The 18,482-nt window shown below is 40.3% G+C and carries 18 protein-coding genes; 6 read left to right on the forward strand and 12 right to left on the reverse strand.

Going from position 1 to position 18,482, the window contains the following annotated elements:
• Nucleotides 1–89 precede the first annotated feature (89 nt).
• Together fkpB and ispH are read left to right on the forward strand one after the other, a co-directional pair.
• On the forward strand, nt 90–560 hold the full coding sequence (gene fkpB / locus Xind_RS07015; protein ID WP_047679092.1) for an FKBP-type peptidyl-prolyl cis-trans isomerase: 471 nt from the start codon (nt 90–92) through the stop codon (nt 558–560).
• Complete coding sequence (gene ispH / locus Xind_RS07020; protein WP_047679091.1) at nt 541–1,494, forward strand: 4-hydroxy-3-methylbut-2-enyl diphosphate reductase; 954 nt, start codon at nt 541–543, stop codon at nt 1,492–1,494. The genes fkpB and ispH overlap by 20 nt, the downstream gene beginning before the upstream one ends.
• A 133-nt stretch (nt 1,495–1,627) precedes the next feature.
• Here ispH and Xind_RS07025 read toward each other — a convergent pair whose 3' ends face one another.
• The 4 genes from Xind_RS07025 to Xind_RS07040 form a co-directional block, all read right to left on the reverse strand.
• Nucleotides 1,628–2,215: a GNAT family N-acetyltransferase gene (locus Xind_RS07025; protein WP_187649731.1), complete on the reverse strand. Its 588-nt coding sequence runs from the start codon at nt 2,213–2,215 to the stop codon at nt 1,628–1,630.
• 226 nt (nt 2,216–2,441) lie between these two features.
• Nucleotides 2,442–3,044, reverse strand: coding sequence for a hypothetical protein (locus Xind_RS07030; RefSeq protein WP_187649732.1), 603 nt, complete (start codon nt 3,042–3,044; stop codon nt 2,442–2,444).
• Between the two features lie 240 nt (nt 3,045–3,284).
• Entirely contained in the window at nt 3,285–3,923 is a 639-nt protein-coding gene (locus Xind_RS07035; protein ID WP_047679088.1) for a LysE family translocator, read from the reverse strand.
• Nucleotides 3,924–3,990: 67 nt separating this feature from the next.
• The gene (locus Xind_RS07040; protein ID WP_187649733.1) at nt 3,991–4,647 is read right to left on the reverse strand and encodes an alanyl-tRNA editing protein; all 657 of its coding nucleotides are present in this window, start codon (nt 4,645–4,647) and stop codon (nt 3,991–3,993) included.
• A gap of 92 nt (nt 4,648–4,739) precedes the next feature.
• Between Xind_RS07040 and Xind_RS07045 the strand changes: the two genes are divergently transcribed.
• Nucleotides 4,740–5,726, forward strand: a complete 987-nt coding sequence (locus Xind_RS07045; RefSeq protein ID WP_187649734.1) for a LysR family transcriptional regulator — start codon at nt 4,740–4,742, stop codon at nt 5,724–5,726.
• 181 nt (nt 5,727–5,907) lie between these two features.
• Here the strand turns inward: Xind_RS07045 and Xind_RS07050 are convergent, their stop codons facing one another.
• From Xind_RS07050 to Xind_RS07065, 4 genes are all read right to left on the reverse strand, one after another.
• Nucleotides 5,908–7,065, reverse strand: coding sequence for a fatty acid desaturase (locus Xind_RS07050; protein WP_222941751.1), 1,158 nt, complete (start codon nt 7,063–7,065; stop codon nt 5,908–5,910).
• A 179-nt stretch (nt 7,066–7,244) separates the two neighbouring features.
• Nucleotides 7,245–7,556: an AzlD domain-containing protein gene (locus Xind_RS07055; RefSeq protein ID WP_038264588.1), complete on the reverse strand. Its 312-nt coding sequence runs from the start codon at nt 7,554–7,556 to the stop codon at nt 7,245–7,247.
• The gene (locus Xind_RS07060; RefSeq protein WP_222941752.1) at nt 7,553–8,263 is read right to left on the reverse strand and encodes an AzlC family ABC transporter permease; all 711 of its coding nucleotides are present in this window, start codon (nt 8,261–8,263) and stop codon (nt 7,553–7,555) included. The genes Xind_RS07055 and Xind_RS07060 overlap by 4 nt, the downstream gene beginning before the upstream one ends.
• A 155-nt stretch (nt 8,264–8,418) precedes the next feature.
• A complete protein-coding gene (locus Xind_RS07065; RefSeq protein WP_047679084.1) occupies nt 8,419–9,261 on the reverse strand; it encodes an AraC family transcriptional regulator in 843 nt (280 codons plus the stop codon).
• 616 nt (nt 9,262–9,877) lie between these two features.
• On the opposite strand from Xind_RS07065, the gene dapB reads away from it, so the two are divergent.
• From dapB to carB, 3 genes are all read left to right on the forward strand, one after another.
• Nucleotides 9,878–10,699, forward strand: a complete 822-nt coding sequence (gene dapB / locus Xind_RS07070) for a 4-hydroxy-tetrahydrodipicolinate reductase (protein ID WP_047679083.1) — start codon at nt 9,878–9,880, stop codon at nt 10,697–10,699.
• A gap of 437 nt (nt 10,700–11,136) precedes the next feature.
• Entirely contained in the window at nt 11,137–12,297 is a 1,161-nt protein-coding gene (carA, locus tag Xind_RS07075) for a glutamine-hydrolyzing carbamoyl-phosphate synthase small subunit (protein WP_187649736.1), read from the forward strand.
• A 16-nt stretch (nt 12,298–12,313) separates the two neighbouring features.
• Nucleotides 12,314–15,538: a carbamoyl-phosphate synthase large subunit gene (gene carB, locus Xind_RS07080; RefSeq protein ID WP_047679081.1), complete on the forward strand. Its 3,225-nt coding sequence runs from the start codon at nt 12,314–12,316 to the stop codon at nt 15,536–15,538.
• Nucleotides 15,539–15,786: 248 nt separating this feature from the next.
• Here the strand turns inward: carB and Xind_RS07085 are convergent, their stop codons facing one another.
• From Xind_RS07085 to Xind_RS07100, 4 genes are all read right to left on the reverse strand, one after another.
• Nucleotides 15,787–16,065: a helix-turn-helix domain-containing protein gene (locus tag Xind_RS07085; protein ID WP_047679080.1), complete on the reverse strand. Its 279-nt coding sequence runs from the start codon at nt 16,063–16,065 to the stop codon at nt 15,787–15,789.
• An 18-nt stretch (nt 16,066–16,083) separates the two neighbouring features.
• Nucleotides 16,084–16,920 (reverse strand): MrpH family fimbial adhesin, encoded by an 837-nt coding sequence (locus Xind_RS07090; protein WP_047679079.1) that lies wholly within the window; start codon nt 16,918–16,920, stop codon nt 16,084–16,086.
• 67 nt (nt 16,921–16,987) lie between these two features.
• On the reverse strand, nt 16,988–17,566 hold the full coding sequence (locus Xind_RS07095; RefSeq protein WP_047679078.1) for a fimbrial protein: 579 nt from the start codon (nt 17,564–17,566) through the stop codon (nt 16,988–16,990).
• 93 nt (nt 17,567–17,659) lie between these two features.
• Entirely contained in the window at nt 17,660–18,418 is a 759-nt protein-coding gene (locus Xind_RS07100) for a fimbria/pilus periplasmic chaperone (protein ID WP_047679077.1), read from the reverse strand.
• Nucleotides 18,419–18,482 lie beyond the last annotated feature (64 nt).

The following is an 18,482-nucleotide window of genomic DNA, read 5'->3' on the forward strand; positions in this document are numbered from 1 at the left end:
AACCGGGGCTGATAGCTTTACCCACTTGCAATTATTTATTATTAAATCATTTTTTACTAAATCGTTTTTTACTAAAAGGTTTGAGCAACATGTCAATGCAGGTGCAAATGCACAGTGCAGTTTTGTTACACTTCACATTAAAACTGGATGATGGTTCAACAGCAGACTCGACTTATAGTCAGGGTAAACCCGCATTATTCCGTTTAGGTGATGGCAGCCTTTCCGAGCCACTCGAACAACAGCTGATTGGTTTGAAAGCTGGCGATAAACACCAATTCATACTGGCAGGAGAAACTGTTTTCGGCAAATATAATCCTGATCTGGTGCAATACTTCACACCACGCGATTTTGCCAATTCGGATATTCCTGAAGTGGGCACTATCATGCTATTTACTGCTATGAATGGTAGCGAAATGCCGGGGTTTATCAAAGAAGTTGCAGAAGGTTCTATCACTGTTGATTTTAACCATCCACTGGCTGACCAAAACGTCACTTTTGAGATTGAAGTGTTGGAAATAGACCCTCAGTTGGAGGAAAACCATGCAAATATTGCTGGCTAACCCTCGTGGTTTTTGTGCTGGTGTTGATCGTGCCATCAGCATTGTAGAACGCGCATTAGAATTATATGGCGCACCGATTTATGTTCGCCATGAAGTAGTACATAACCGCTATGTGGTTGATGATCTCAGGAATCGGGGAGCTATCTTCATTGAAGAAATTTCAGAAGTTCCTGATGGTGCAATTCTGATTTTCTCCGCACATGGCGTTTCTCAAACTATCCGTAACGAAGCTCGTTCCCGCAATTTAACCATGCTGTTTGATGCTACCTGCCCGCTGGTAACAAAAGTCCATATGGAAGTCGCCCGTGCAAGCCGTAAAGGTAAAGAAGCTATTTTAATCGGACATGCCGGTCATCCAGAAGTTGAAGGCACGATGGGGCAGTACAATAACCCTGAAGGCGGTATGTATCTGGTGGAATCACCGGAAGATGTATGGAAATTGCAGGTTAAAGACGAAAATAATCTCTGCTTTATGACACAAACCACACTTTCTGTGGATGATACCTCAGAAGTGATTGATGCACTTAATGCCCGGTTCCCGAATATTATCGGCCCACGTAAGGATGATATCTGTTATGCCACCACCAATCGTCAGGAAGCGGTTCGCGATTTGGCAACAGATGCCGATATTGTCTTAGTCGTTGGCTCCAAAAACTCATCAAACTCAAACCGTCTGGCTGAACTGGCACAACGTATGGGCAAACCGGCTTATTTGATTGATTCTGCCGATGATATCAAAGAGGAATGGGTTGATGGTGTGAATTCTATTGGCTTGACAGCAGGAGCATCCGCACCAGATATTTTAGTGCAACAAGTCATTAAGCGTTTGAAAATGCTTGGCGCAGAAACGGTTAATGAACTGCATGGCCGCGAAGAAAGCATTGTGTTTGAAGTACCGAAAGAACTACGAGTTGAAGTGAAAGAAGTTCATTAACTTCGGATTGACTTAAGAACCGCTATTTCAGGATTGCTTCAACTTAAATTCGGCTTTTCTGTTGGAAGATGCAATTAATTTATTCGGCATCTTTCTAACGAAAAGCCGAATATGAATGTCTTGCCAAAAAAATTTAACAACATTCATAACGGCTTGTTATCTCATTCCATTTCCATTTATCATTTCTTGCCGCGGGATGTAATTCCATGTCCCTATTTACGTTCACAAACCCCATATTGATATATGCTTGCCTCGCCTCATCATATGGAGAAAGCTTTAACTTTCCTTCCATCCCTAATTGTTGTGATTTATTTACTGCATACTCAATGAGTAAAACACCACAACCTCGAATGCCGCAATGAGTAGCCAAAAAAGAAACTTCAGGTAACTCATTTTCATGATTATCTTTCACTAATAATTGTAAAGCACCAACAGGAATACCTCTGAAATAAGCAATAACAAAAAACTTTTTTGAACCGTCAGTTTTATCTCTCATAGATTGAAGCTTTGCATTAGTCGAGAGGCAACTAAGTATACTAACTGCCTGATTATATCTCATTTTCCACCTTTGCTGTTCTTCATTAAGTTTAAGAAAATCAAAATAGAACCAATCCTCAGCCATAGTTTCTGTTAGCATCTTTTCCGTTGCGTTGAATGCTTCTTCTGGGGTAACCTCCTTGATTGTGATAAATGTTCTCATATTAACCAATGTTGTGTACATATCCGAACAGGACCTGGACCGGGTTAAAGGGCCAAATCCTACAGAATGGTTGTTAATATTAAAAGATTTTGATCTGAACATTACATTAATTCCCCTCTTTACTATTTTGAACGATATAAATAATTCATCTGACTTCTCTCTAATAAAAATCCAAATATAATATATACACGTCTTCTTTCAAGTTACATCTTGAAATCTATAGGATATTAGCTGTCCTACCTGATATTCAGCAGAAACTATAACGACCCGTTGCCTCATCCCATTTCCATTTATCACTTCTGTCAGCAGGATATAATTCCAGATGCTCGTCGGCCCTAGTAAATCCCATCGCCATATATGCCGATCTCGCTCTTTCATATGGAGAAAGTTGTAACTTCCCCCCCATACCTAATTGTTGTGATTTATTTACTGCATACTCAATGAGTAAAACACCACAACCTCGAATACCACAATGAGTTGCCAAAAAAACGACTTTCGGTAATTCCTCAGTAATTAATAATTGTAAAATTCCGATAGGAATACCTCTGAAATAAGCAACAGAAAACAACATTCTTTCATCAGTTCCTTTTAATTTAAGGCGCTTACCAATATTATCATAGAGAAAATCAAATATTTTCAATGCCTGGCTATATCTCGAATTCCATTTTATTTGCTCTTCATCAAGCTTAGAAGAATTAAAGCATAACCACTCATTATTCATAGTTTCTTTCTTTATTTTTTCCATTGCGCTAAATGCTTCTGGTAAACTAGCCTCCTTAATAACTATAGAACATCTGATATCAATTGATTTTGGCCATATTTCTGAAAAAGATCTTGATCTGGATATCATATTGACCTCCTTATGATATAAACATTTTTTACTATTATATTGCTATCATTAACTAGCTAAAAACCTTTATTTTTTCCATAATTAATATTATCAATAAATTTATTTATTTAAAGAAGTTGGGATAATTAAAATAATTTTATAGTTTTCATATTAGTTGATATAAAAACTCATCTCCATCAAAAATAAAAACACCTTTGAATTAAGTCATAATACACCGTTACTGTATTGAGTCAATTTCTGTTACACAGAAATAAATAAAAGACGAACAGAAAAACCAATCAAAACCACGCCTACTGCGCGTTCGAACCAATGCCCAAGCCGGATAAACTGTAAGCGAACCGTAGCACTGGAAAAAAGACAGCTCACCAGAATAAACCACGCTGCATTTACTATACACATCCATACACCATAAAAAATCTGGACAGATAACGGCGTAGTTGCGCTCACAACAGTTGTGAAGACAGCCAGAAAAAATAAAGTTGCTTTGGGATTGGTAGCATTTGTCATAAAACCAGTAAAAAAAGCTCGTCGCAAGTTTCTTTGTTGCGGAAGTGCCTTATTCGGGAGGATAAAATCCATTTTTTCCGGCTTACTTCTAATAAATTGAATCCCCAAGTAGCAAATATATATACCACCAATCATTTTTGCTATTGTCATCAGCCAAGGTGTTGAATGTATTAATGCTCCAATACCAATCAATGTATAAATAACATGGACTGATATTCCCGCACCAATACCAATAGCGGTACAAATTCCCACCCAACGACCAAAACGTATGCTCTGTCGTAGTGTTACGGCAAAATCTGGTCCCGGTGCAACAACTGCCAAAAAATGAATAAGTGCCAGTCCCCAAAACTCATGCAAGTAATCAGAAAGCATATTTACCCCGAAAAGCGTTTATATTTATAGTGGTATCACTGGGTTGAATCTATTATGACGCAATACATTACGTTGGCATAACTATGTCATATTGCACCGATAACTTGCCTTTCTTTTCCTTAATAGCTTTTATCTGAATTTTGTGAATATGTTTTAATGATGTCACATGTGTTCCGCCACAAGGGTAAGGGGGAAGTTCACCAAAACTGACTTGCCGAAATCCATCATCACGCAGAGTAATCTGGCAAGACAAATTTTCAGCGATAAGTCGATCACAACTTTCCTGGAGTGCTTCAACAAAAACAGCTTGAGCATGCATTCCCGGTTTAAAAATAACCCGGCTTTCTCCGGGCCAATGATGTGCACTGACAGGATACCAACCCAAGCCTTCAACAATATGACCAATAAGATGACCTGCTGAATGTAGCTGTGAGTGTAATTGACGATGATTTTCGTCAACGCGCGCAAAAGCTATTCCTGTATTGATAGGATGTTTTGTGTAATGAATGATGTCATCATTTTCAAATGCGACGTGAACAACTTCCACATCATTCAGCCAGCCAACATCACTAGGTTGCCCTCCTCCCTGAGGATGAAATGGTGTTACGTTTAATCGGATTGCATAGCGTCCATCATTACAGGAGGAGACACCGCGAAAAGAACAATCTAACACTTCAACTTCCCTGCTCAGGATAGAACTGGATAAATAAAAACGTTCAGTCATATTCGATATTCTTCATATAAACAAATTTCCCTGATTGTATTAAATAAATACAATTGCGATAATCCATCCTCAACTCAAATAACTTTTGACCTATGAGCATAAATAGCACGATAAATTTAATGCGGGAAATGGCTATTTTCGCCAAAGTGGTTGAAACCGGTAGTTTCTCTGAAGCTGCACGTCAGCTTGCCGCAACACCTTCTGCTATTAGTCGTTCTGTCACCAGACTGGAAAAAGCGCTCGGCACCCGCCTGCTGCAAAGAACAACACGCAAACTTCGTTTAAGTGAAAGCGGACAAACCGTTTATGAACATTGCCTGGACATGATGAATTCTGCTCAGGCAATCATGTCGGTATCAGGAAACTTTAACCGAGAACCACAGGGAATAGTCCGGGTCAGTGTCCCTAAAGCGGTTGGCCGTTTTGTTATTCATCCTCATATACCTGCTTTTCTTGCCTGCTATCCTAAAGTTGATGTAAATTTGCGACTTGATGATCGTTATGTAGATTTGATAGATGAAGAGGTTGATCTTGCAATACGGATCACAGATCAACCTCCTCCGGGCCTCATGGGAAAACGGCTATTAAATATTTGGCATATGTTATGTGCAACACCCGAATACCTGGCAGAACATGGCACACCACAACATCCGCACGATCTGAAAAATCACAGTTGCATCTATCTTGGGGAAGAACCAGGAGATTCACGTTGGAAATTCAATCAGGGAAATAAAATTATTACCGTCAATGTTTATGGTCGTTACGCTGCTAATCATACAGGAGTTCGGCTTGATGCCGTATTAAGACATATCGGAATTGGCAACTTACCTTATTTTACCGCTAAACATGCTTTACAACAGGGACGGCTGGTTCAAGTTCTGCCTGATTGGAACTTTAAAGCCAACCACACTGGCGAATTATGGATACTTTATCCACCAACACGGCATTTACCTCCAAAACTTAGTGTATTTATAGGGTTCCTGGCCGAACGCCTCCGTCAGGAAAACATCGCAGATAATAAAAGGGTAGATAAGATTCACGATACCACTCATTACGAATTACCTGAAATGGGAGGATAATTATGTTCATGTAAAAGAGGTGAATTAGTTATTCTAACTCACCTCTTCTCTGTAATATTCAAAGGGGTTTATAATAATGAATAAGTTAATTGCCATTGATAACAAAACAATAATTCCATGTTAAAATCTGAATTATCATTCCCTATAAAAAGATCGTGTCATATTGTTTTCATTAATTTTTTTAATTAAGCCTATATTTTAGATTATTAACATCAATAGGATCGGAATTACTAAGCATAGTTAGCACGTGATCCAAGCAATTATAAAACCCCCAAAACTCGGTATAATCATACTTACCTTCTTTAACCAATTTTTCTGCATTAATTTCTCTCAATCTTGTATAGTCATACCACTCTTTAATATTACTTACCCGATGATGCCAATCATGACAAATCAGTGATCCCTGCACTATCAGCATTCGAACAGGCAAATGGTAGAATAAGTGTTTAAAGGCCCATATAATCCATTGTAGAGAATATTTCAAAGAAAAACTTTCAGGACAAGGTGAGCCACAAAAGCGCCCTAAAGAGTTTTTGATATGGCTATGAAGAATAGTCTCATTTTCACGACGTAACAACCACACATGCTCAGTCATTAACTGTAATAACGATGCTATCTGGTACACAATTACATAAGGGATAATGATGAATAATACAAAATTCATCATTCCCATCCACCAAAATAGATAGCCCAAAAACAGAAAATAAACAATAGTCATGATGAATCGATAAACAGGAACACCTATTAAATTTGACTTAATGCGGCCATAGAGATATGAAAAATGAAAATAAGGACTAAATAGGGTCAAAAACAGGTTAATATAGAGCTGTTTTTTTGTTTTTCCAGGTTCAAATCCTAATTTGTATACTGCTGCTAAATCTTTATCTTCTATTGTTGAAAAATCCTTTCCATGATGCTCATATATATGAAACTGACGGTATGAATCGTAAGGTTGAGTAATGAATATGGTGGATAAAATTTCACATATCACTCTATTGCGTGATTTTGTTGAGAGTAAATTTCCATGCACCCCTTGATGAATAATAGTAGCAACAATATACCTGGCTCCAGAAGTGGAAAATAATACACCGACTAAATAGAGAATAAACTTGATAATTGATGACATATTACTATTTAGTGACAAGTAGATAAGTAGCGTACCAACCACAATCCAACTAATCGACCAACATATCATTTCAATTGAGCTGGATTTCCATAATGCTTTCCTGCCGGGAATATCCTTTCCTGTTAGCCAACTCCATACACCTTGAAAAGGTAATATCTTATATGTATTCCGAATAGCGGTAGATTCCTTATAAAGTTCAATTCCTGTTTTCATAATTCCTCCTATTGATGAACAAAGTAATTTTAATATAATTATTTTTATTACAAAGAGTGAAATATCAAAACATAAATTGTAACTATTACAATCTATAAATAAACTCGCAGTGAACGTGCAAAGTTATCTATATATATAAATTTGTTAACATTTTATAAAAAAAGAATCCCGCTTTGCGGCTATAAAATAGCCGATAACACATAAAAAGCAGCCAGACTGATAACAACACACACTACGATATTTCTGATAAAAAAAGCAAAAACGGTAGTTAATAATGCCCCCCATAAATAAGGATTATTAGAAACCTCTCTTAACTCCCCATGTTCCATTAAAATAATTGGCCCACATATCGCAATCAATAAACAAGGGGCAGAATATTTTAATGATTCATTTATTATTTTAGGAAGCTTTACCGGAACTTTAGGTTCCAGGAAAACATATCTATTAAATAATACAATACCAGCTAAAATAAAAAGCAAGGCCCAACTCATATTGACTCCTTATTTAACCTGGCTATAAAAACAGAAAAGAACATACCACTGACACCAGCAATGATAATAGCACCTTCAACATGAAGGTAAGATAATATCATTGATAAAAACAATGAAAAAATCACGCCTAAAAACACACTGAGTTTTTTAATCATCGGTACAACAATAGTAATGAAGGTAGCGACAATAGAGAAATCCAGATGATACTTATCTAAATCTGGAATAGAAGAAGCCATTAATATTCCCAGAAGACTGAATAGATTCCAGCATACATAAAAACATAATCCAGCACCAATCAAATAGCCCGGAGTTAAAATCTGTTTATCTCTCTGAGCACAACTTAAAGCAAATAATTCATCTGTTAGTAAGAAACCGATTGGCAGCCGATAACGAGCTTTTAATAAAGAAACATATTCGCGTAAAGTTAAGCCATAGAGAAAATGCTGAGCTGTGATAAAAAACACTGAAATAATAATAGTAAAGATACTAGCACCTGATGCTAATAAACCAAGTGTCACTAATTGTGCAGCACCAGCGAATAAGATTGCAGACATCCCTATACTTTGTCCCAGAGTTAACCCTGATTGAACGGCAACAGAGCCAGCAAGTATTCCCCAGGGAATAACCGAAAGGCAAAGCGGTAACATATTATATATTCCAGACCAAAACCCTTGCCAGGAGGATATTTTTGGTTGCAATTCAGTCATTGTTTTTTCCATAAACAGATCTACGTCAACAAAATAAAAGAACCATTGACAGGTAGCTTACGTGCGGGTAATACAGGAGTATTGAATAAAATTGTGGTGAAATAATTTCTTGCTAATCTGATTGGAAGCCTTCCCAATAAGGCAATAGAGCGTTTTTAAGCTGTTTGTAGAGAACGAACAAACATTCCGGGAGTGATCCCTAAGGCATTTTTAAAATGGCGGTTAAAATGGCTTTGGTCGGCAAAACCACAGAGAATAGCAACATTTAGTATAGAATGTCCATCCAATAACAATTTTCTAGCCATACGTAAGCGGGCAAAAATTAAATAAACATGAGGCGTTACTCCGATAATTTCCTTAAATTGCCGCAAAAAATGCCATGGACTTAGCTGTACCATTTCTGCTAACCGATTGAGAGAAACATCAGTTTCTGCATGTGCATCAATATATTCTTTAGCCAATAAGATCTGCTTTTCAGCAGAAGGAAGTTTCTGTGCAGTAATGCGTGTTTTACCGTAATTCATCATCAACCAAGAAAGTGAAGAAAACAGCATAGTTTCTTTGAATAAAGTATTACCTTTTTGCGACAATAAATTAAACATCAGACGTAATTGTTCAGATAACCCAGGATCATGAACCACCGCAGAAGGGAACCACGGTATACTGCCATCTGCATATTTTAAGTCGCGTGAAAGTGAACGTAATAAATCAGGTGAAGGGTAAATAGCTTGATATGACCAACCTGTTGCAACAGCAGCAGATCCGGTATGAATTTCATCTGAATTGACTAAAATAATATCACCTTTAGGCGCAATATGTTCCGCACCGGTACGATAGAAGCGCTGAGCCCCCTCTTCTATTACTCCTATACAAAAGGTCTCGTGCACATGCCGAGAAAATACTTGCTTACGGTAACTGGCTTTGAGCATCTCCAAACCATTAAATTCTTCCAGACGAAAGAACTGAATTTTCTCTTTTACATTTTCTTGTTGCCACATAAAATAGTTACCCAAGTTTCTGATGAAAATTGATCTTTTTATAGTATTAAACTCTTTTATTTTTAAGTTATATATCCCATAGATTTCAGAGTGTAACTTGAAAAACAACGGGTATATCACCCATTTTTCTATTCGCTTGTTTAATTAACTATGCACTTTTTCCAGTCTGAAGAAAATTAAACCTCACCTATAGAGTATAAAGAATATGAGCATTTTCAAGTATCACTGACTACTCATTGTTCTTATGCCAACAAATCTTTTTTGTAAAAAACACATCAGGGAGGATTTAGCGAGCCTTTTTCTTTTTTGTATAAAATTGCTATAGCAATGTTACTAAGGTAACCAGAATATTTATTTTTTCGTCAAAAATAATTTGAATGTATATATTTAATAATTGTTATAATAAATATTGTATTAATTTACTTTCTACATGTTATTTTTATATACCCTATCATGTTATATCCACAGTTTAGATTTTGTTATAACTGCCTTTCTGATCGCTGTTTTCCTAATGATCTCCCTTTGAGTCTGGTGCAACCAGCCATTGACAGTTAAGCTGTAGGCAATTTGCTTTATCACCTCAATTAAAACCAATATCAACTATAGTGAGGGCCTTATGGCTGATACAGATATTCGCATTGCTATCGTAGGGGCCAGTGGCCGCATGGGACGCAATCTTATTCAGGCCATTCAGCAGTTGGATGGCGTTACACTTGGTGCAGCATTAGAACGCCCAGACTCTTCATTGGTGGGAGCAGATGCTGGTGAATTGGCCAGTATTGGTCATAACGGTATTACGATCCGTAATGATCTCCATTCTGTCATTGAAGATTTTGATGTCCTGATTGATTTCACCCGCCCAGAAGGAACGCTGACATATCTGCCAATATGCCGGCAATACCGTAAAGCCATGGTGATTGGTACAACTGGGTTTGATGATACAGGTAAGCAAGCAATCAAAGATGCAGCAAACGAAATTCCTATTGTTTTTGCAGCAAATTTCAGTGTCGGTGTCAATCTTGTCCTTAAGCTATTGGAAAAAGCAGCAACAGTGATGGGAGAGTATACGGATATTGAAATCATTGAAGCTCACCATCGCCATAAAGTGGACGCGCCATCAGGAACAGCACTGGCAATGGGAGAATCTATTGCGCATACACTGGGTCGTGACCTGAAAACTTGTGCTGTATATGCGCGGGAAGGCCACACAGGTGAGCGGAACCCCAAAAGTATTGGTTTTGCTACGGTAAGAGCTGGCGATATTGTTGGAGAACATACTGCTATTTTTGCCGATATTGGTGAACGAGTAGAAATCAGCCATAAGGCTTCAAGCCGTATGACTTTTGCAAATGGCGCTGTTAAGGCATCTATCTGGATAACCAATAAAAACAGGGGTCTTTATGACATGAAAGACGTTCTTAATCTCGATAAATTATAATTATTTAATAAAATAACTAATTGTAATTACGCAATTATTTATCATTAATTGCGTAATTTTTTATAAAATGAATCATAAATATAAGTATTACGTCATTTATATCTATTTTCTACATTATTCTCACTTTTTTACTACCTTTTATCCTATAGATACGAAAAATCACACTGTTTTTTCTGTTTTAAAATTTAATTTCACATTAATCGTGAATATACTCGCACTTTTCTTATATTTTTCAGGTAAATTTCTATGATACAACAGTGAGTGTCGCAAAAAAAACAATAAAAATGGCGTTTTTTGTAGACAAGCCCCCCTCTCATCATTAGAATGCGCGCAATTTGCCAAAATTTTGACAAACATCATAATTGGCATTGATTTAAAGGATTAATTCTGAATTAATATGCATTGAGTGCGATTTGTTATTCATTCTGGAGGGCGTTTTGATTAAGTCAGCTATATTGGTTCTGGAAGATGGAACCCAATTTCACGGTCGCGCCATAGGTGCAGAAGGTGTGGCTGTTGGAGAAGTGGTCTTCAATACCTCAATGACCGGATATCAAGAAATACTTACCGACCCTTCCTATTCCCGCCAAATTGTTACTCTCACCTATCCTCATATTGGTAATGTCGGCATCAATGCCGCTGATGAAGAATCTCCCACCATTCAAGCCCAAGGCTTAGTCATCCATGATTTACCTCTGATAACCAGCAACTACCGCAGTGAAGACAATCTGTCTAACTACTTAAAGCGTCATAACATTGTTGCCATTGCTGATATTGATACTCGTAAACTGACCCGTCTGTTACGGGAAAAAGGTGCACAGAACGGCTGTATCATTGCAGGTGATGAGGTAGATGCTCAAGTTGCTCTTGAAAAAGCGAAAGCATTTCCCGGCTTGAAAGGTATGGATTTAGCGCAAGAAGTGACTACCACACAAGCTTATCAGTGGTTACAGGGAAGCTGGACACTGGCAGATGGATTACCAGAAGCTTGTAAAGAGCAAGAACTGTCATACCATATTGTTGCTTATGATTTTGGGGTTAAGCGTAATATTCTGCGTATGTTGGTAGATCGCGGCTGCCACGTTACTGTCGTGCCAGCAAAAACCTCCGCAGACGAGGTACTGGAAATGGCACCGGATGGTATTTTCCTGTCTAACGGCCCTGGCGATCCAGAGCCTTGTGATTATGCTATCGAAGCAATCAAAACTTTCCTGAACACCGAGATCCCTGTATTTGGTATCTGCCTGGGCCACCAGTTACTGGCATTAGCAAGCGGTGCAAAAACTGTAAAAATGAAGTTTGGTCACCACGGCGGCAACCACCCTGTTAAAGATTTGGATCGTAATGTCGTCATGATCACCGCACAGAACCACGGATTCGCCGTTGATGAAAACTCATTACCGGCAAATCTGCGTGTGACTCATAAATCACTCTTTGATGGTACTCTGCAAGGTATCCACCGTACTGACAAACCTGCATTCAGTTTTCAGGGACACCCTGAAGCCAGCCCTGGTCCACATGAAGCCGCGTCTCTGTTCGATCACTTTATTGAATTGATTGAACAGTATCGTCAGCAAGATATTCAGAACACCAAATAATCAGGAGAAAAGGAAAATGGCAAAACGTACTGATATTAAAAGTATCCTGATCTTGGGTGCAGGTCCGATTGTGATTGGTCAAGCATGTGAATTTGACTACTCAGGAGCACAGGCTTGTAAAGCTCTGAGGGAAGAAGGCTATCGGGTCATACTGGTGAACTCTAACCCTGCCACTATCATGACCGATCCAGGAATGGCAGATGCCACTTACATTGAGCCAATTCATTGGGAAGTCGTACGCAAGATTATTGAAAAAGAGCGCCCGGACGCAATTTTGCCAACCATGGGGGGGCAAACAGCACTGAACTGCGCACTGGAACTAGAACGTCAGGGCGTACTACAAGAATTCGGTGTAACTATGATTGGTGCCACCGCAGATGCAATTGATAAAGCAGAAGATCGTCAGCGTTTTGACAAGGCGATGAAAAAAATCGGCTTGGATACTGCACGTTCTGGAATTGCTCATTCGATGGAAGAAGCACTGGCTGTAGCCGAAGACGTTGGCTTCCCTTGTATTATCCGTCCTTCTTTCACTATGGGCGGAACAGGGGGAGGTATCGCTTATAACCGCGAAGAATTTGAAGAGATCTGTGAACGTGGTTTAGATCTCTCCCCAACCAATGAATTGCTGATCGATGAATCTCTGATTGGTTGGAAAGAGTATGAAATGGAAGTAGTACGTGACAAGAACGATAACTGCATCATCGTCTGCTCCATTGAAAATTTCGACCCAATGGGGATCCATACTGGTGACTCCATTACTGTGGCTCCCGCTCAGACATTGACTGATAAAGAGTACCAAATCATGCGTAATGCCTCCATGGCCGTACTGCGTGAAATTGGTGTAGAAACCGGTGGTTCAAACGTACAGTTTGCTGTTAACCCTAAAAATGGTCGCCTGATTGTCATCGAGATGAACCCGCGTGTATCCCGTTCATCCGCTCTGGCCTCCAAAGCGACAGGCTTCCCTATCGCGAAAATTGCAGCAAAACTGGCGGTTGGTTATACCCTTGATGAACTGATGAACGATATCACGGGTGGGCGTACTCCAGCCTCTTTCGAACCATCAATTGACTATGTAGTGACTAAGATCCCTCGCTTTAACTTCGAAAAATTTGTCGGCAGCAATGATCGCCTGACAACTCAGATGAAATCTGTCGGTGAAGTCATGGCAATTGGCCGCACTTTCCAGGAATCCCTGCAAAAAGCTTTGCGTGGCCTGGAAGTCGGAGCAACCGGTTTCGATCCGAAAGTCAATCTGGATGACCCGCAATCACTGACCAAAATCCGCAGCGAACTAAAAGATGCAGGCGCTGAGCGCATCTGGTATGTCGCAGATGCTTTTCGTGCCGGTATGTCCGTTGATGGTCTCTTTAACCTGACCAACATTGACCGCTGGTTCCTGGTACAGATCGAAGAACTGGTACGTCTGGAAGAACAAGTAGCAGAGCAAGGCATCAACGGTCTGACTTCCGACTTCCTGCGTCAGCTCAAGCGTAAAGGTTTTGCAGATGCACGCTTGGCAAAACTGGTCGGCGTATCCGGTAAAGAGATCCGCAAACTGCGCCATGATTACAACCTGTATCCGGTTTACAAACGAGTAGATACCTGTGCCGCAGAGTTTGCAACTGACACTGCCTACATGTATTCCACTTATGAAGATGAATGCGAAGCTAATCCAAATAGCGACAAGCCGAAAATTATGGTATTGGGTGGTGGCCCGAACCGTATCGGCCAGGGCATTGAATTCGATTATTGCTGTGTACACGCTGCACTGGCGTTACGTGAAGATGGTTATGAAACCATCATGGTTAACTGTAACCCAGAAACGGTTTCAACAGATTACGACACTTCTGACCGCCTTTACTTTGAGCCGGTAACACTGGAAGACGTACTGGAAATCGTACGCGTTGAGCAACCAAAAGGTGTGATCGTACAGTATGGTGGTCAAACGCCACTGAAACTGGCCCGCGAACTGGAAGCAGCAGGCGTACCAATTATCGGCACCAGCCCGGATGCCATTGACCGTGCAGAAGACCGTGAGCGTTTCCAACAGGCGGTAAATCGTCTTGGTCTGAAACAACCAGCCAATGCCACTGTCACCACTATTGAACAGGCGGTAGAGAAAGGCAACAACATTGGCTACCCGCTGGTGGTTCGTCCTTCTTATGTATTAGGTGGTCGTGCAATGGAAATCGTGTACGATGAATCAGACCTGCGCCGTTACTTCCAAACCGCTGTGAGTGTTTCCAACGATGCTCCGGTTCTTCTGGATCGATTCCTTGATGATGCTGTTGAAGTCGATGTTGATGCTATCTGTGACGGAGAACGAGTCCTGATAGGTGGCATTATGGAACATATCGAACAGGCGGGTGTTCACTCTGGTGACTCAGCCTGCTCCTTGCCTGCATATACCTTAAGCAAGGAGATTCAGAATGTTATGCGTCAACAGGTTGAAAAACTGGCTTTTGAATTACGTGTCCGTGGTTTGATGAATGTCCAGTTTGCTGTGAAAAACAACGAAGTGTACCTGATCGAAGTGAACCCACGTGCAGCACGCACGGTTCCATTTGTTTCCAAAGCGACAGGTCTGCCACTGGCGAAAGTCGCAGCACGTGTGATGGCCGGGCAATCCTTGCAGTCACAGGGTGTCACGAAAGAAATCATTCCTCCTTACTATTCTGTGAAAGAAGTGGTATTGCCATTCAACAAATTCCCAGGAGTTGACCCGATTCTGGGGCCAGAAATGCGCTCTACAGGTGAAGTGATGGGTGTTGGCCGCACTTTTGCGGAAGCCTTCTCCAAAGCGATGCTCGGCAGTAACTCCACTATGCGTAAAAAAGGCCGGGCGTTACTGTCAGTACGTGAAGAGGATAAAGGGCGTATTGTTGATTTAGCAGCCAAACTGCTCAAACATGGCTTTGAGCTGGACGCGACTCACGGTACAGCCGTTGTATTGGGTGAAGCTGGGATCAACCCACGTCTGGTAAACAAAGTTCATGAAGGCCGTCCACATATTCAAGACAGAATTAAAAACGGTGAGTATGACTATATCGTCAATACCACTGCTGGCCGCCAGGCAATTGAAGATTCAAAACTGCTTCGTCGCAGCGCACTACAATATAAAGTGCACTATGACACCACCCTGAATGGCGGTTTTGCAACCACGATGGCTCTCAGTGCTGATCCGACTGAGCAGGTAATTTCTGTCCAGGAAATGCACGCAAAAATCACCGGATAATATGCCCTATGGATTTCAAGATGCAGGCAACAAAGAGGCAACTTGGAAAACAAAGGATATAAGCGAATAAAATACAGCTCCCCTAAAGCGTTAGTTATCCAACAAATAAGGGAGCTGCTTTTTTAGCTGCTATTTTTATCTGGAGGGAATTTTGAATCCAAAGAGCGTCTTATTTTGAAATTAAAAAAAGCCACCCCCATTCTGAGATGGCCTTCATGCAACATTAATAACTGTCTTTCTGAACAATATCAGTATAAGTCTAATATTGTTTCAGCTACACAGGTATATTGGTTGTTTATATGGGGCTTTGGGCTAGTGAAGCAATCTTCCAGAAACCAGCTTGCCGGTGTTTTCAGGGTAATAGAGACAACAACTAGCTGCTCCAGACTAATTCGGTTAGTTCCTCGTTCATAACGTGATAACTGCTGATGGCTGACGCCAATTCTGTCCGCCAGCTCTGCTGCTGTTATCCCAAGCTCTTTTCGCTTCATTTGGATCCTTTTACCTACCAGCATACTGACTCGCATAATCTCTTTACTCTCAATTTATAAATAGGTTAATAAAACAACTGCTGTACCTTCATACTTACCGGCTTTTGGTTGTGTTAATGTGTGCAATATTGATGTCAGGGTAAAATTTGAGGGAATATTTTTCCCTTGGGCGATAACACGCACGCCATCTGTCGCATCCCTTCCATCAATCTGCAATGTCGCGTAAATTTGCTTATGAGTATCGAGATAAATTTTGGGCTCACTATTAATGGATTTGACTTGCAACATTATCTTGTTGCTGCGAAGTGCACATTTCAATTGCCCATTAATTGAGCGAGTGGCATTATTAACTTCTGAAGCTTTTAATTCCCCGTAGGCAATTTCAGAAGGTATGTTGATTTCACAGCTTTGATTTATAGGTGGTAATTTGTTGCAAGTGGAGTTAGGAAATTTCATTGCGATACCATAACCCGATGATATCTGCTTGGTGTAAAACAAACCTATACATTCGGCATCTGCGGTAATAATAGGAAACGTCACCCGGATAGGGATTCCGAGCTGTCTTTTATAGGCTCGCATGACTTCTGCGGTTGTCCGGTACTTTTGTGCGTCATTCAGGCATATATTTGCCTCAACACAGGAACCATACATGCCCGGCTGATTATTAATATATTGAACATCAGGGCCAACATAACATGGATCATTACCATAACAAGGATTGCCTGCCCCCTCTTCTTCTGTCCATTCAATAATCTCCATGGTAGTGATAATTCGTTTACCCGATATAATAGTATTTACTGGCATAACATAAGCGCCACCATAGGTATATGAAGCACTAAAGAAAAGCAACAATGCTGCAAACTTCATCAACGATTTTTTAATATGGTGCATAATTTATTTCCCTAAATAACATCAAACTCAGGTTGAATATCATGGGGTGAAAAAGAAGCCGGAATCGCTATTCATAACTGAGCTCAAAAGTTGCCATTGCATTGAACTCTCCTACACCAATCTTGTTTTGCAGAAGCGCACTGGGATCAGCTTTTACATATGCCTGAAACGGGATTACATTGTTACTGCTCGTATCAGAGAGTCTAAATTGAGCCGTTTTATTAAAAGGGAGTGGTGTACCATCCAGTTTTTCCATACCAATGGCTGCACCTGAAGCACTGCTGCCATAACTGAATGCTAATAATCCGGGCTGCTCTCTGCTTTCCTGTCCGATAAACCTGATTTTCACTTTCTGGGCCGCTCTGGGATCACATTCTTCCAAATGTAGCCGGAGCTGTTGGCTTGGCGTACGGTGATACAGATAAAGATCCCGGTTGATAATGTTGCCAAAATTGACTTCCATGAATTTATCTTCCGGTTTAATCACACAAGGGGGGGCGAGTACGGTCATTGTGATTCTGACATTTTGGCGTAAGTTATCTTTTGCATAAGCACCTTGCTGACTGCCAATCCCTAACAGAAATAATACCGATGGCACCAATGTCTTCAGTGCGTAGTGAAAGAGCTTCATACTTAACAAATTCATTATCATTTATCCCAAAACCCGTTACGATCTGGTGAAGTCTGCTTTTTGATCCCATCAAGCTGCTTATGACGGGATATGACTACCAAGAACCAATCAGTTCCCTTCATCTACAACCTTTGTCACTACACAAGTATTATCACTACAGTTGAATGTTAACTGTGGGCGTCCACCATAATCATTAACATAAGTCAGTACTGGTTGATTACCGAATGAACTAACCGTTCCTCCCAGTTTGTCACTGCTTTTGGGCGCCAGCATTAAGGGCTTAAAACCGTCTACACTTTTACCATTTACCTTATTTGAAGCTTCTGAAATTGTGATGTAATAAGGTGTTGGATTGTTCACCACATATTGGTTTCCCTGACGGCTTAAGGTCAGTTTTTCCTGCCACGGGTTATCATGATCAATACGGCGTGCGATAATGGCCTCCGGGCGGTAGAACAATTTGATTTTCGTTTGTAAAGCTATTTGCAAGACATTTGGTTTCTCACTGCGCGGGGGTATTTCACGAACATTGAAATAAAACACACTTTCTCTATCTTGTGGCAACTGGGCCACTGCGGGCAGTGTCTGGATCTTGATTTGGCTTTTTGCTCCAGCTTCAACACGCTGTACAGGGGGAATAACAACGAGTGGGCTGTTGATCTTATTTCCCTTATCATCTTCAAACCATGCCTGGGCTAAATGCGGCAAATCAAGATGTTGATTTTCAATATTCAGGCTGACAGATTTCTCATTCCCATTAAAAATAACGCGGGTACGATCCAATGCTATCGCCGCCATTGTCTGATGTACTGACATTAAATTTGTTACCGTTATGGCCGCCATCATTAGAATTTTTTTCAGTTTCATAGTGTCATCTGCTTATACTCAAAAAAGATCATTTTTATATTGCTGGTGCCGACTAATATCGGTA

The organism is Xenorhabdus indica, from assembly GCF_014467235.1.
Classification (GTDB): Bacteria; Pseudomonadota; Gammaproteobacteria; order Enterobacterales; family Enterobacteriaceae; genus Xenorhabdus; species Xenorhabdus indica.

Coding starts and splice junctions, on each gene's coding strand:
- fkpB (WP_047679092.1), top strand. CDS start 90: ATGTCAATGCAGGTGCAAATGCACAGTGCAGTTTTGTTACACTTCACA.
- ispH (WP_047679091.1), top strand. CDS start 541: ATGCAAATATTGCTGGCTAACCCTCGTGGTTTTTGTGCTGGTGTTGAT.
- Xind_RS07025 (WP_187649731.1), bottom strand. CDS start 2,215: ATGTACACAACATTGGTTAATATGAGAACATTTATCACAATCAAGGAG.
- Xind_RS07030 (WP_187649732.1), bottom strand. CDS start 3,044: ATGATATCCAGATCAAGATCTTTTTCAGAAATATGGCCAAAATCAATT.
- Xind_RS07035 (WP_047679088.1), bottom strand. CDS start 3,923: ATGCTTTCTGATTACTTGCATGAGTTTTGGGGACTGGCACTTATTCAT.
- Xind_RS07040 (WP_187649733.1), bottom strand. CDS start 4,647: ATGACTGAACGTTTTTATTTATCCAGTTCTATCCTGAGCAGGGAAGTT.
- Xind_RS07045 (WP_187649734.1), top strand. CDS start 4,740: ATGAGCATAAATAGCACGATAAATTTAATGCGGGAAATGGCTATTTTC.
- Xind_RS07050 (WP_222941751.1), bottom strand. CDS start 7,065: ATGAAAACAGGAATTGAACTTTATAAGGAATCTACCGCTATTCGGAAT.
- Xind_RS07055 (WP_038264588.1), bottom strand. CDS start 7,556: ATGAGTTGGGCCTTGCTTTTTATTTTAGCTGGTATTGTATTATTTAAT.
- Xind_RS07060 (WP_222941752.1), bottom strand. CDS start 8,263: ATGACTGAATTGCAACCAAAAATATCCTCCTGGCAAGGGTTTTGGTCT.
- Xind_RS07065 (WP_047679084.1), bottom strand. CDS start 9,261: ATGTGGCAACAAGAAAATGTAAAAGAGAAAATTCAGTTCTTTCGTCTG.
- dapB (WP_047679083.1), top strand. CDS start 9,878: ATGGCTGATACAGATATTCGCATTGCTATCGTAGGGGCCAGTGGCCGC.
- carB (WP_047679081.1), top strand. CDS start 12,314: ATGGCAAAACGTACTGATATTAAAAGTATCCTGATCTTGGGTGCAGGT.
- Xind_RS07085 (WP_047679080.1), bottom strand. CDS start 16,065: ATGCGAGTCAGTATGCTGGTAGGTAAAAGGATCCAAATGAAGCGAAAA.
- Xind_RS07090 (WP_047679079.1), bottom strand. CDS start 16,920: ATGCACCATATTAAAAAATCGTTGATGAAGTTTGCAGCATTGTTGCTT.
- Xind_RS07095 (WP_047679078.1), bottom strand. CDS start 17,566: ATGAATTTGTTAAGTATGAAGCTCTTTCACTACGCACTGAAGACATTG.
- Xind_RS07100 (WP_047679077.1), bottom strand. CDS start 18,418: ATGAAACTGAAAAAAATTCTAATGATGGCGGCCATAACGGTAACAAAT.